At 36.1% G+C, this 14774-nt stretch carries 12 protein-coding genes; 1 reads left to right on the top strand and 11 read right to left on the bottom strand.

Going from position 1 to position 14774, the window contains the following annotated elements; genetic code table 11:
• Positions 1-99: 99 nt before the first annotated feature.
• Complete coding sequence (locus AN490_RS07060; protein WP_168652827.1) at positions 100-969, bottom strand: lipid kinase; 870 nt, start codon at positions 967-969, stop codon at positions 100-102.
• Positions 970-1385: 416 nt separating this feature from the next.
• Between AN490_RS07060 and AN490_RS07055 the strand changes: the two genes are divergently transcribed.
• A complete protein-coding gene (locus tag AN490_RS07055) occupies positions 1386-2519 on the top strand; it encodes a class I SAM-dependent methyltransferase (RefSeq protein ID WP_300001204.1) in 1134 nt (377 codons plus the stop codon).
• A gap of 169 nt (positions 2520-2688) precedes the next feature.
• On the opposite strand, the gene AN490_RS07050 is transcribed toward AN490_RS07055, so the two are convergent.
• The 10 genes from AN490_RS07050 to AN490_RS07005 all read right to left on the bottom strand — a co-directional run bounded on the left by AN490_RS07050 (position 2689) and on the right by AN490_RS07005 (position 14629).
• On the bottom strand, positions 2689-3225 hold the full coding sequence (locus AN490_RS07050) for an ATP-binding protein (RefSeq protein WP_300001203.1): 537 nt from the start codon (positions 3223-3225) through the stop codon (positions 2689-2691).
• A gap of 127 nt (positions 3226-3352) precedes the next feature.
• Positions 3353-3850: a hypothetical protein gene (locus AN490_RS07045; RefSeq protein ID WP_300001201.1), complete on the bottom strand. Its 498-nt coding sequence runs from the start codon at positions 3848-3850 to the stop codon at positions 3353-3355.
• Positions 3840-5357 carry a GNAT family N-acetyltransferase gene (locus AN490_RS07040; protein WP_300001199.1) on the bottom strand — a complete coding sequence of 506 codons (1518 nt, stop codon included), beginning with the start codon at positions 5355-5357 and terminating at the stop codon, positions 3840-3842. The genes AN490_RS07045 and AN490_RS07040 overlap by 11 nt, the downstream gene beginning before the upstream one ends.
• A 152-nt stretch (positions 5358-5509) precedes the next feature.
• A complete protein-coding gene (locus AN490_RS07035) occupies positions 5510-6352 on the bottom strand; it encodes a nitrate ABC transporter ATP-binding protein (RefSeq protein ID WP_300001197.1) in 843 nt (280 codons plus the stop codon).
• Positions 6353-6508: 156 nt separating this feature from the next.
• Positions 6509-8512: a nitrate ABC transporter ATP-binding protein gene (locus AN490_RS07030; RefSeq protein ID WP_168633496.1), complete on the bottom strand. Its 2004-nt coding sequence runs from the start codon at positions 8510-8512 to the stop codon at positions 6509-6511.
• Between the two features lie 91 nt (positions 8513-8603).
• Positions 8604-9440, bottom strand: a complete 837-nt coding sequence (gene ntrB, locus AN490_RS07025) for a nitrate ABC transporter permease (RefSeq protein ID WP_168633497.1) — start codon at positions 9438-9440, stop codon at positions 8604-8606.
• 108 nt (positions 9441-9548) lie between these two features.
• Positions 9549-10910, bottom strand: a complete 1362-nt coding sequence (locus AN490_RS07020) for a CmpA/NrtA family ABC transporter substrate-binding protein (protein WP_300001193.1) — start codon at positions 10908-10910, stop codon at positions 9549-9551.
• Positions 10911-11552: 642 nt separating this feature from the next.
• On the bottom strand, positions 11553-12389 hold the full coding sequence (locus tag AN490_RS07015; protein WP_300001191.1) for a carbohydrate ABC transporter permease: 837 nt from the start codon (positions 12387-12389) through the stop codon (positions 11553-11555).
• Complete coding sequence (locus AN490_RS07010; protein ID WP_300001300.1) at positions 12386-13288, bottom strand: carbohydrate ABC transporter permease; 903 nt, start codon at positions 13286-13288, stop codon at positions 12386-12388. Before AN490_RS07010 ends, AN490_RS07015 begins: the two co-directional genes overlap by 4 nt.
• 90 nt (positions 13289-13378) lie before the next feature.
• Positions 13379-14629, bottom strand: coding sequence for an ABC transporter substrate-binding protein (locus tag AN490_RS07005; RefSeq protein WP_300001189.1), 1251 nt, complete (start codon positions 14627-14629; stop codon positions 13379-13381).
• Between the last annotated feature and the right edge of the window lie 145 nt (positions 14630-14774).

Raw genomic sequence — 14774 nt, 5'->3', positions numbered from 1 at the left:
TTTTCATTTTTTACCTCCTTTACTGACCATCTCCTGTTTAATTACATATCCCATCAAATAAATCATATCAATCAGGTAAATCATAGTTTAAGATGATAGTCATAGGGCTAAAACTGCGATCGCTTGAGGAATCACCCGAAACACAGCGGGAGTATGGGTTGTAATTTCTCCATCTGTGTTAATAGCATGGGGTTTTCTAGTATATATTGTAAATTCCTGACCTTCAAGGGCGCGGACATTCGGCCAATCAATATGTCTACCTTGACGCATAGCCGGAAGTAGGGGAAGAATTTGCCACCAATGATCGATTTCTAAACTATAAAGATCCAGTCTTTGATCGTCTATCGCTGCGTCGTGAACTACAGCCATACCACCACCATAATAGCGACCATTACCCACAGCAATTTGCACAGTTTTCACATGAATTGATTCGTTATTCACGCGAATTTCTGCACTAAAAGGGCGAGATTTCCAAATTACTTGAAATGCAATTGCTGCATAGGCAAATATACCCCAACGCCGTTTAATTTCTTTAGTTAATTGTTGAGTAATTTTTACACTTAAACCCAGACTAGCAACATTAAAAAAATATTTCCCATTTACAGAACCTAAATCAATTCTTCGCAACTTTCCAGAGGCAATAATTTGACACGCTTCCGGTAAAGAGTTGGGAATTGCTAAAGTCCTGGCTAAGTCGTTAGCAGTTCCTAATGGTAAAATACCCAAAGGTAATTGAGTCTCAATTATCGCCTCTATAGTAGCATTAAGTGTACCATCACCACCACCGACAATTACCAAATCTATTTGCTGTTGGTAACGCCGAATCACAGTCCCTAGTTGAGTTGGATGTTCTGTAGATTCTGTAATTATTTCCAAACCCAATTTATTTAAACAATTTATTGCTTCTTGGTAACGTTCTTGCCCTTGACGAGAATTACTATTTATTAACAGTAGTGCGCGAAGACTCATTCTGTCCACCTTTTGTAGTTTATATATCGAATTATTTACATCTATTTCCTGAGAATATCAGCGGCAGATGATCAGAAGGTTGAAACATAACTTGTCATAGAACAGAATACAGTAATATGGTTTTAGCATCAATACCTTGTCCATTTTTTGCTTTGTTGGGTTAAGCGACAGCGCAACACAACCTTATATCTTAGAGGTATGTTAGAAGAAGTTTTCAGTGATTTTACATTTCTTTACACAGTTTGGTTTTATTGTGTTGACTTACTTAATTATCAGCCGTAGTGAATATATATATATATACTTATTATTCCTCTTTTTTTCATTCTATCTATCCAAAGAAATATCTATTCTTTAATATTATTTTGACTTGGCTTTATTGATATAAAATAGCGGCATCTTTAAAATCCAATATAAACATGAGTTCATCACCAATTTTACAAAATATGGAAAAACATCTTCCCATAGTGGGAGATGTACATACTAAAAGTCCCATTGCCTACAAAGCAACCCGTCTTGCAGTTAGTACAGTTAATGCAGTGCAAATGGCAATAGCCGAGTCTTATATCAACGGATTAGAAGTACCGGATGCTGTGTTGCGATCGCTTTTTGATAGTTGTATGCCTGTCTTTTTTAAGTATTTTCCATCCCTGCTTGTACCCTATGAATGGGTATTAACAGAAACAGACTATACAGCCGAAGGTGCGCGGGATTTAATGAAGATTCAGTACGATTTGCCTCAAGCTATGTTGAATCTCATGTTAGGTGAGGGAAAACTTATTTATCCCAAATATAGCATGGGATTGTGGGAAAAAGGAGCAGCAAATCTCGAACAATCACAAATGCAAATGATTGATGATGTAATTGACAAATTAGAAATAAAAGATGGTGATCATATTTTAGATTTTGGCTGTGGTTGGGGCTGCATAGCAAATTATATTCTTGCCAAATTTCCCAATGTCAAATTCACAGGAATTAACTTGAGTCACCACCAATGTGAATATATGCGTCAGAAAATGCAAGATCCTGAAAGTTATCTTAGTTCTGGTCGTTTTACTCTCTATGAAGGAGATTTAAACGATGCCCAATTTGAGACAAAGTTTGACAAAATTCTCTCAATTGGTGTTTTTTGTCATGTGGGTAATTTAACAAAGGCTTTTCAAAAGCTGGCATCTTTTCTCAAGGATAACGGCAAGGTTTTTATTCACATTATTACAGTCCGTACCCCTAATAATATCTCCAGTGTTTTCACTCACAAATACATTTTTCCTCATGGTCGTTACTGGAAATATGACGCGATTCCCAGTCATAATCAAGACCTGAAAACTATTGATCAATGGTATATTAATGGCTCTAATTATTCTAGAACTTTTGCTAGTTGGTTAAAAAACTTTGATGATTCTCAGGCAATAGTCAAAGATTTAGACTACGGGATGGACTATGCCAAATTTCGCCGCATCTGGCGGTTTTATTTAATTTGGTTTGTTGCTAATTTCGCCAGTTGCAATGGTGAATACAACGGTAATGGCCAATATTTAATGGTTCATGCTTAATCTTTGATTTTAGTAGGTTGGGTTGACGTATGTTACCCAACATTATTAAACCTGATGATTAAAGCTGTTGTTGGGTTGCGCTGTTGCTTAACCCAACCTACATTCCTGACGGGATGATAATTGGATATTTCTCATTCATTGAGAACTCCGTGGTGTTACGCTAACTAATTCATAAAGACACTAAATCTTCAATAAAAGTATATATTTTCTCCTCTTCACTAATGTTACACATTATATAGGGAATATTTAATTTATCCTTTATGTAATCAGCATAATCAATTTCTTGTTCTTGAAAAGAACGTAACAATGATAAATCATGTTTAATACTATCTCTTAAGTTTAAACGAGTATATATATTTTCTGGTTCATCAACTAAAAGAATAATAGCACTTGGACAAATTCCTTCATACGTTGAGTATGGAATTTTGGTAATTTCATTATTCTTGTTTAATAGACAAAAATGCCCATCAAGTAAATACCAGGTTTCACTCTTAAAATATTTGTTTATTGCTGTTACTAGAAAATCTTGATTTCCAGTAATATTCTCAACTTGTTTGTTGCGAAGATTTTCTTCTGCCTTTTCTTTAGCAATTAGATTGCTTGCTGAAAAATGTTCGATATTAAATGTTGATTCTATTTTTTTGCATAGTGTTGTTTTACCAACACCATGAACTCCACCAACGAAAATTATTTGATGTTTCATCATATTTATTATTTAGATTTTTGATAAGCTAAGAGAAATAGAAAAATTATCAACCAATAGCAAAATAGTGGCTCTTAGATGCTAATAGTTTAAATTACATTTTTATGATAAGATTAATCAGATTCATCTATTACAATGCAAATAAACTCAATTGTTCACCTAATCTACCTTGCTCCATTAACTGATTTCTTGCGTTATTAAGTGCATCCATCCATTCAGTCTGAATATACCAATTATTACGCCAGTTTATCGTGGCTTGTGGTGGAGTAAAATTAGGGCAAAGATCGTGTATTTTTTTCAGAGAAATGGAAGGAAAAAGAAAGCTTTGATATATAAAAGTACCATAGGCAAATTCACAGTTTTCAAAATATATATCATAGAAATCTTTATCTACTCCTAAAATGTGGTGATACTTCCTCCACATCTGATCAACAGGTAAGGATATCGTTTTATCAGCAATAAAACCTCCCTTGATAATAGAATCAGGTGTCGTTTCGTATAAAAGAACTAGATCACCTAATTCCATGCCAATTGAACGTTTTCGCAACTCGATTTTTTTACTACCATCAATAATACGTTCCGCATAAATTCTCTTAATGCTTAATGCTTTGATATATTTAGCCTGCATAAATACCTCCAAGTTCAACAGCTTTTCTATAACGTTCTAAAGGAAGGCTGTGCATTGTTTGTGGTGGTCCGTTGAGAACACCATTACTGAGTAAGTCATTTAGATGAACCACTTGACGGAGTGGCATAAGGAAATCAAACTCAATAGCCTGTTGTGGTTTTTCTTCACTACCAATTTCTTTCAAGGTGAGAACCCCCCTATTACCTAAATCATTATAGAGTTTAGTGGGCGTTCCAATATAGCGATTAACAATTCTGGCGATCGCCACAACACCAGATATAGGACTGCTGGCATAGAATAATATTAATGCTCCTCTCATGTCATCCTGGGTACGACTGCACTTACCATAATAGACTGTCTTGCCCTTTTGAAATATCTGAATCAAAAATTTAGGAAAAATTGGTATAATATAAGTTGTTTGTGGGGTGTAAACTGACTCGGCTGGATAAGTAAGATTTAGCCAAGAATGCAGAGAGAATTGATAAATGAGACTATTATTAACAGCACTTAACTGAATGCTTCCATCTTTCAATTCAATTTGTGAAATTTCTTCTCTACCTTTAGGCTGATAAAATGTTGATGTTATAGATGGAAATAGAATTTTTGCTTTATTTATTGTGTCTAAATTATTCTGATCAGATTCATAAAAAAATAGTTTCGTTAAAAACCATTCTGGTAAATGTTTTTCACGTTCATATATTTCTCTTCCTATACCTTCTACCCAGAAGCCGTAACGTTCAAAAAAGGGAACAAGTTCAATTTTAGCTGTGGTAACAAAAACTCGTCTAATTAGTTCCGCTTTCCATTGCTCAAAACAAGTTAAAATTAAGTTTCTGCCAATACCACTACGTCTATAATCCTCAGTCACAAAAAGAGTTGAAAGTTTAGCTATTCCATTTACTTTAGGCTTCCAAATAGCAACTCCAATAGCTTGTTTATCTCTATAAGCTACGTTAAAAACACTGTCTGAGCTTTTCATGGTTTTATCGAACCATTGAGGAAAACCAGGATAAAGTGGAGATAATTCATCATTGAGAATTTTGATTAAATCACTTTCATCTCTAAACTCTTTTCCATTCAGTTTTTTAACACCAAATGCAGAAATAATAGAATCAAAAGAATCACCTTTAATATCTGTTCTTCCTCCACCAAATTCGGAGAAATCATCAATGATTATAGAACGATAAAGCATATCTAGAAAATTCTGCAATTCCTTTTGATTGGGAAATTTAAACCATTCTATTCCAGGTGCTTTAGAAATGTGATATCCCTTATTTTTTAACTGTGAATGAATTGTTGTTTCTACCCACTCACCTGGAACTCTGACTGCGCCCAATAATTTAGCTTCTTCTGGATGTGAAGTTTTAATTTGCGAACGTATGCGTTGCCATGCTAATTCTGTAGGATCAGTTTCAATACTCCCAGAAGTTCTACCTATTTTAACTCGTGGCTGTTCCCGTAAATATGAAGGAAATGAATAAATGTAAAGAACTATCTGAGTTTCCATACCCTAAACCTAGAAAATATAAGTGATTATACACTCAATACTTGCTGTTATGTTAATTATAATTTAAGAAAACTATAATCCCCTCTTACCTGCCGATGAATTGGCGAGTAAGGGGGGATATCGAGAAATTATGATATTTTTAGTAACATTCTCTAACCTACATCATCATGAGCGAAACGGTTAAACAAGAAATCTAAGGCATAATTTCGCAGTTGATAATATTGAGGATCTTCCATAATTCTCGCTCTATCTCTAGGTCGAGAAAAAGGAATTTCCATCACTTCCCCAATTTTGGCATGAGGTCCATTGGTCATCATTACCAACTTATCAGCCAAAAATAAAGCCTCATCAATATCATGGGTAATCATCAAAACTGTACAACGGTTATCATTCCAAATTTTCAACAATTCCTCTTGTAATTCTTCCTTAGTAATTGCGTCCAACGCCCCAAAAGGTTCATCTAAAATCAACACTTTCGGACGAATAGCCAAAGCACGAGCAATAGAAACCCGTTGTCTCATTCCCCCAGACATTTGCATGGGTTTCTTTTCCATGGCATCAGCTAAACCCACCATTGCTAAATGATCTCTGACAATAGCCCGTTTTTCGGCTTCTGGCTTAGTGGGATAAACGGCATTTACAGCTAAATAAATATTTTCAAAAGCTGTTCTCCAAGGTAATAACGCATAGTTTTGAAATACTACCATGCGATCTGGACCTGGTTTTATAATTGGTTTTCCTTCTAATAAAACTTGTCCAGTTGTGGGGAAGTTAAAACCAGAAACCATGTTTAATAAAGTTGATTTACCGCAACCAGAGTGGCCGATAACGCAAAGAAATTCACCTTTCTCCACGTTGAGGTTAACACCATCAAGAACGGTAAATGGTCCATTTTTGGTGGGATAAACTTTGCAAACATCTTTAACTTCTAGGAAGGGTTGACGGCTGATTGTGGTTGTAGCTGTGTTGGTAGATTTTAAGTTACGGTTTTGCATTTTAAATTTTGAGTTTTGAATTTTTTAATATCTCGTTATCTCGTTCCCAGTCTCAGACTGGGAATGCTATCAAGAGGCTCTGCCTCTGGTATAATCGAAGGCAGAGCCTTCCGTAATTCATTCCCATACAGAGTATGGGAACGAGAAAGGGTTTTTTTAAGCTGCGGTTCTTCTGGGGGCATCTAGAATGACTTCGGCTATGGAGAAGTCGCGTTTGATTTCTAGGTCGTTAAGATAGGCAATTGGATCATCGGCGTTGAAGGGTTTACCATCAAATAATTGAATGGGTTGACGGGTGTAACTGATATCTAAGCCTAGTTCTCTGGCTGCGGTACTGAAAACGCGGACTCGACAAACTCTTTCAACGATTTCTACCCAGTTTCTGGGGAAGGGAGTGTCACCCCACCGCGCTAATTGAGTCATAATCCAAATTTGTTCGGTGCGACTGGGGCGATTAATGGCAGACTCGGAATAAAATTGGTGATGGGCATATTCCCGCATGGGATGATTTAAGTCACAGGTAGCGTTATTCGGGTCTTCCAGTTGGATATATTCAATATCTGTGCTGACATATTCCTGACTTGCTAAAATTTGGCGAATTTCTTGGGCGTTGGCAGGATCTGCACAATATTGACAAGCTTCTAATAAGGCTTTGGTTAAGGCAATATGGGTATTTGGATAAGTTTCTGCCCAATCTTCTCGTACTCCTAGAACTTTACCAGGGTGTCCTAACCAAACTTCTAAATCTGTGGCTATGGTAAAGCCTGAACCTTCAACTGCTGCCCGATAATTCCAAGGTTCACCTACAGAATAACCGTCAATAGTTCCACCTTTTAAATCTACTACCATTTGAGCAGGAGGGATATTTTTCATAACCACATCACTGTCGGGGTCAATTCCACCTGCTGCTAACCAATAACGTAGTAATAGGTTGTGCATGGATGCGGGATGAACTACTCCCATTCTGTGTGTTTGTTCGCGGGTTTTCAGGAGATAATTTTTGAAGTCAGATAAGCTATGTACACCTTCATCATAAAAGCGTTTGGCTAAGGTGATGGCGTTACCGTTGCGGGTCATTGTCAGGGCGGTGACAACTGGTAAAGGTTGGTTTTTATTTCCTCCTAAACTTAACCACATGGGCATACCTGAGGGCATTTGTGCCGCATCTAAATATCCCCCTGTCATCCCGTCTACAATTCCTCTCCAACTGCTTTCCCGGACTAAATTAACCTCATCCAGACCATGTTTGATGAAAAAGCCTTTTTCTTTGGCGATCGCCAGGGGGGCGCAAGCTGTAATGGGTAAGAAGCCAATTTCTAAATTAACTTTTTCTAAACCATGACGAACCACCGCAGCAGTTTTTCTCGCCCGAATTTTTTTGATGCGTTTTTGTTGGTTGAGGAAGTAAATCATTTCACTTCGCAAACTGTAGTAACTGGGATGTTTTACTACTTCCATGCGTTTGCGAGGACGAGGAATATCTACTTCTAAAATGTCGCCAATTTTCGATTCTGGTCCGTTGGTTAACATGACAATTCTGTCAGATAACAAAACCGCTTCGTCTACGTCGTGTGTCACCATGACTGCGGTAACTTGATTCTCTTCACAAATTTGCATTAATTGTTCTTGCAAATTCCCGCGAGTTAGGGCATCTAAAGCACCGAAGGGTTCATCTAATAGTAATAGTTTAGGACGAATTGCCAAGGCACGAGCGATCGCAACTCGTTGTTTTTGTCCACCTGATAACATCCCTGGTTGTTTATCAGCATGGGGACGTAAACCGACCATATCTATATGTCTGTCAATAATCGCTTTGCGTTCCGCTGCGGGCATTCCATGTAATACTGAATCTACTGCTAAAGCAATATTTTCTCTCACTGTTCGCCAAGGTAAAAGCGAATAGTTTTGAAATACTACCATTCTATCAGGTCCAGGTTTTTTAATTCTTTGTCCTTCTAAAGTGACTAAACCTTCTGTTGGTAAATCCAAACCGGCAATCATGTTTAGAAGGGTAGATTTTCCACAACCTGAGTGACCGATAAGAGAAACAAATTCGCCTTTTTTAATTTGGAGATCAATACCTTTGAGGGCGATATATTGTCCACCACCGGTTAATTCAAAAATTTTATCAACTTGGTCAACGCCAACAAATATAGACATAATTTTGGTAATTGGTAATTGGTAATGGGTAATTGGTAATTGGTGATTGGTAATAGGAATAAATATATTCTCCCCTGTACCCTCCCATTTCCTACTTTTGTTGTGGTAAAATGCGGTTTTGTAACCAAGCCATTAATTTATCGAGGATTAAACCCACAACACCGATATAAACTAGTGCTAAAATAACTTCACTAACCTTGTTAGCTTGATAAGCATCCCAAATAAAAAAGCCGATACCCACAATACCAGACATGACGATTTCTGCCGCAATAATCGCTAACCAAGCTAAACCAATGGAAATTCTTAACCCAGTGAAAATATAAGGTAAAGCCGCAGGAATTAAGATGTTCAAGAAATACTCTTTTTGAGAAAGTTGTAAGACTTTAGCAACGTTATTATAATCATTAGGAATCTCTTTTACTCCCACAGCAGTGTTAATTAAAATTGGCCACAGAGAAGTAATGAAAATTACAAATAATGCGGCTGGTTCATTTTGTCTTAAAGCTGCTAAGGAAATAGGAACCCAAGCTAAAGGAGGTACAGTTCTTAATAGTTGAAATAAGGGATCTAAGGCTTTAGACATGGTTTGATTCACACCAATTAAAATCCCTAAACCAATACCCACAATTGCGGCTAAAGTATAACTAATAGCTACCCGTTGTAAACTAGCGAAAATTTGCCAAAATAACCCTTTATCAATTCCTCCCCGATCATAAAATGGATAAAGAATTAACTCCCAAGTTTCTTGAACTACTTGAATAGGTCCGGGTAATGTTCCAGCAATTAAAGAAAATACTTGCCAAATCACCAGGAAAACCACAATAGCAATTGTTGGTGGTATAATTTCCGGTAATTGTTTACTAATAAATACAGATATAGCACTATCAGAATTGTTACTATTACGACGTTTGGCGGTAAATGTAGTCATGATTTTCTCCTAATTTTGTTGATTTTTTGTTTTGTGATTAATAGTCAATCAATTAAATATTGTTGTTGATTGATTTTCTATTTTTGATTTCAGCAAATATTCTCAGTCCTAAATATTGACTTTCTTGATTTTTAAACTCTTTAAATAGGCTGTGGGATTTTCTGGATCAAAAGTTACACCATCAAAGAATGTTTCTAGTCCACGAGATGTATTAGTAGGAATATCTGCCTCCATAATTCCTGCTTCTTTAGCAGCTTCGCGCCAAATATTTTCTTTGTTAACTCTGTCTATTAAATCTTTGGCTTTGTTTAAATATTCTGGTGGTAAAAATCCCCAACGAATGCTTTCAGTTAAAAACCATAAATCATGACTTTTATAGGGATAAGACACACTACCTCGTTCATCTTTCCAATACAATACTGCCATTGATTTATCATTAATCACACGACCATTACCCATATCATAATTACCTTGTAGGGAATCTTTCAGGAAGGTTGGTGTTAAATTAAAGTAGTTTCTTCGTCCTAAAATTGCCGCCGCCGCTTCACGGTTTTCAAAGTTATCTAACCATTGTTGTGCTTCCATAATAGCTTTCAAAATGGCTTTGGTTGCTTTGGGATGAGTGTCTACCCATTCCGCTTTCATGGCAAAGTATTCTTCAGGATGATTTTTCCACATTTCTGAGGTTAATACGGCTAAAAAACCAATTTTGTCTTTCACAATTCGATAAGGCCAAGGATCTCCGGTACTGAACGCATCCATTGTTCCTGTTCTCATGTTGGCTACAGTTTGGGCAGCAGATACAGGAATTAATTTCACATCTGTATCAGGATTAATTCCACCTGCTGCTAACCAATAACGTAGCCAAAATTCTTGATTAACTTTGCCAAAAGTAAAGGCGGCTGTAAAGGGATTTTTTGTACTTTTTAATTGATCAAAAACTATTTTTCCACCTTTAGCTAAATCTAGTCCAATTTCTTTACCTGCGTGTTTATTAGCGATCGCAATTCCATTACCTTGAGTATTTAATTGGGCTAATACATACATAGGAATTTTGGTATTTCCTTTAGTAATTAACCCTTCTGTCATTAAATGCGGCATGGGCATTTGATATTGTCCACCATCTACACCTCCACCAGCAGAACCAATTTCGGTATTATCTCGCATTGAACCCCAAGATGCTTGTTTAGCAAGTTGTACATTTGTCATTCCCCATCTTTTAAAAAAGCCTAATTCTTGGGCAATAATTAATGGCGCAGCTTCTACAATAGGAATATATCCTAATTTAACAGTAGTGGTTTCTGGTGTAATTTCTGGTGTTAATTTAACTGCTTCAGCTTGTTTCGCTTGGGCTATACCTCCTGGTTCTGGCGGATTTTCTAAACAACCTTTAAGTAATACAGCACCTGCTGATACCCCGGCAGTTACAATAAATTTACGGCGAGAAATTTGGTTAAAAAATTCAGACATGAAACATCTCCCTGGTGAAATAATTTATTTTTTAAACATGAAAATTTAGACAAAGAAATAAATTCTTGGCTTTACTATTGAAATTCCTAGTTATATCTAGGCATTCAAAATTAGCTTTTTATGTAAAAAAGTTAGTTTGTATACTTTGTGATGAACATGGTTTAGTTTCTTAACCTAGTATGAACAAGAGGCATCACTCAGCTAGTGAAATCTAGTTTACAGTGTTTCTGATCAAAGTGATCAATTTTCAACTCGAATTATTAAATAAATATTATATTGGATACATAAGTAAAAACTTATAGTTTGAGCTTAATTTTGTGGAAAGTTTCTAATATATATTGTTTAATTAATGATAATGATTATTTTTAATCTATGGTTTCCGTAATCTTGGGTTTAGTTAATTACAGAAAAAGGACATGAATAGATAATTTTGATGTTAACCATTGAATAAACTCTTCATTCATAGATGAATTTGATGATAACCATTTTTTATAAATTAGGGTTGATACAGTGTAGCTTGCTTCCCGCAGCTTGCGTGGCGAAGCCATAGGGTACGCAGATAAACGCAGATAAACGCAGATAGGAAGGGATGAATTAATGGAGTTCATAATTCTGTGCAGTCTCTTGAATTCTGCTGTATTTTCAGCCTTTACCACCGGTAAAGGTAACACCTTGAATTAAGTAGCGGTTAAAGAAAGCATAAATAGCTAAACCTGGCAGAGTAAACACCATTGAAGCTGCCATAATGTAGTTCCAATAGCTGATATATTGACCTTTAAATGTATTTAGTCCTAAAGGTAAAGTAAACATTTCTGGGTCAAAGAGAATCACTACAGGGAGTAAAAAATTATTCCAACTACCCATAAAGACAAAAACCGCTTGTGCGGCTAATGCTGGTTTAGCTAAAGGTAAAACTATATACCTAAAAATTCCCCAGGCATTTAAACCATCCAATTGTCCAGCTTCTTCTAGTTCTCTAGGGAAATTGACAAAAAACTGCCGCATCATAAAAATGAAAGTAGCATTGACCATACTCGGAACAATCATCCCTGGGTATGAATTTAGCCAACCGATGGCTTTTAAAATTAAAAATGTGGGAATCAGGGTAATTTGCGCTGGCACTACTAACACGGTCAAAATTAGGAAAAACCAGCACTGTTTACCCCGAAAATGCAATCTTGCGAGGGCATAACCTGCCATTGAGTTAAATAGCAAGTTTAAAATTGTGACAGTAACACCAATAATCACACTATTAAATAACCACCGCCAAAATAAAGGTTCTTGCAGAAATATTTGTTTGTAATTATCGAGAGTAAAATGTTTGGGGATAAAATTAAATTCACCGCTAATAATCTCGGATAGAGGCTTAAATGATGCAGAAAATGCCCAGAGAAAAGGAATTACGGTAATAATTCCATAAACTATGAGGAAGATATATAACAGCACTTTCAACCAGAAACTACCAAAGATTTTATTCAAATTTTATAACCTCCAAAAAATTGCCTCTGAATTAATGTGAGGATAATAATTACAAATGCTAGTAAAAAGGCAATTGCTGCACCATATCCCATTTGTAAATTCCGAAATACGGTTTGATAAATTAGCAGGACTAAGGTGAGAGTAGCGTTATTGGGTCCACCTGTCCCTCCAGAAAATATATAAGACTGATCAAATAATTGAAAAGTCCCAATTATTCCCATAGCCATGACAAAGAAAGTCACAGGTTGCAATAAAGGCAAAGTAATATAAATAAACTGTTCCCAATTATTAGCACCATCAAGTTCTGCTGCTTCATAAAGAGTTTGGGGAATATCCTGTAAAGCTGCTAAATAAATCACCATAAAAAACGGTGCTGTTGACCAAATATTCATGATCATAATCCCTTTCAGGGCAACAGATGGATCTCCCAACCAATTATAAATAGGCAGGTTGAGAAAAGCCAAAAAATTGTTTAATAGTCCATTTGTGTTATAAATCCACATAAAAATTAGTGTCAAAACTGCTGAAGATGTAACTGTTGGTAAAAAGTAAAGAATCCGCCACCAATTTTTGCCGCGAATGCCAGAATTGAGTGTCACAGCTAAACCTAAAGCCAAAATAGTTTGGGTGGGAACAACAATAGCCACATATTCTGCGGTATTTTTCAAAGCAATTCCCACTCTTTCATCTGTTAGCAATCTTTGGAAATTACCCAAACCGAAAAAATGGTAATTAATCCCTCCCAACATTTGTACTTTGTGTAGGGAAAGAAATACAGCATAGAGAATAGGCAAAATTACAAATGTGCCTAAAACTAAAATACTGGGAGTTATGAATAAATAAGCTATAAAATTTTCTCGAATCTGTCTATTACAGTGATTTTCTCGTAAATGAAACACATTTTTATATCTCACGCAATCTCTCTTAGAGATCCCGAAGGGTAGGCGCAAAGGCGCAAAGGAAGAAAGGAAGAGGAAAATTAGAGAACCCTACATATCTGCCTTAATTTGTTTGTTTGCTGCATCTTGTGCCTTTAACATTGCCTGTTTTAATGGTTGTTGTCCTAGTAAAACACTAATAAATTGATTATCAAAATTGTTGATAATTGCGGCAGGATTTTTACCTAATTGCCAGGGTGTCGCATAATTAACTCCTGCTACTAATGATGATCTCAGAGGGTCTTGATCATAACCTAACTGTTGTGCCACTGATTTACGGGCTGGTAATGCAAATCCTTTACCTGTCCATTTTTTCATGCCTTCTTTACCTGTTAGAAAAGAAATGAGTTCCCAAGCTTCTTTTTTATGGGGTGCTTGTTTATTCATGACATAAGCAACAGTAAAAACCATTGTGGATTTTTGATTATTAATTTCTGGTATTTCTGCTGTGGCAAATTCTAGTTTGGGAAAGGTTTCTTGTAAATAGGGAATTGCCCAATTCCCTTCAATTACCATTGCTACTTTATTTTGTCCAAACATTTCACTCCCGGAATTTGTGCCGACATCAGATTTTTGGGCGGAAGATCGATCTTTTTGATATTGGTTAATTACTAATTCTAAACCTTGTAATCCTGGATTATTTGCAAAGGTAGCATAACCATTTTTATCAATAATTTCCCCTCCAAAAGCTGTAATTTTGTATGCTTGACGGGCTAATTCAGGAATTTCACCAAAGCCATATTTATTGAGTTTGCCTGTTAATTGTTTTGAATAGCTGCGGAGTTGTTCCCAGGTAGTGGGAGGACTGGTTAAACCCACTTGATTAAATGCTTGTTTGTTATAAAATAGGGCTAAGGTGGAATAGTCTTTAGGTAAACCATAAATACGATTTTGGTAGGTAAAATTCTTGAGTAAGTTGGGTTCTATATCTGTGAGGTCAAATTTGGGTTTAATGTATTTACCAAGGGGTTCTAGGACATTCTGACCCATTAAGAAAGGGGCTTCTAGTGCGTCGAGATAAAATACATCTGGTGCAGCTTCTCCTACTAAGCGGGTTTTAATTACATCCATATATTGATCAGAAATCGCTTCATATTTGACTTTGATCTGGGGATGCTGCTTTTCAAAGTCTTCAATTACCTGTTTTAAAAGTCTTTGTTCTAGAGGATTTCCTGTCCAACCGCTGAGTTTAACGGTAATGAATGCGGGTGGTTTTGGTAATGGCCAATTGTGATAACTAATAATAGCGATCGCTATTATTATTACCAATCCTAAAAAGTTAAATAATCTCTTTTTTCTCACAATTTAATTGAGATGAATTCAGAATTGATGTCAATACTGTTCGGTTAAGAGTTTTTGTAGGTTGAGTTAAGCGACAACCCAATAAAAGTTCGTAAATGTTGGGTTTCCTAAGGTCAAACCAACCTACCAGATTTAAATACAAAAA

Origin of the sequence: Anabaena sp. AL09 (genome assembly GCF_001672255.1) — a bacterium.
Lineage (GTDB): Bacteria > Cyanobacteriota > Cyanobacteriia > Cyanobacteriales > Nostocaceae > Dolichospermum > Dolichospermum lemmermannii.
The sequence above is the reverse complement of the archived record's forward strand: the minus strand, read 5'-3'. Positions and strand labels throughout refer to the sequence as shown.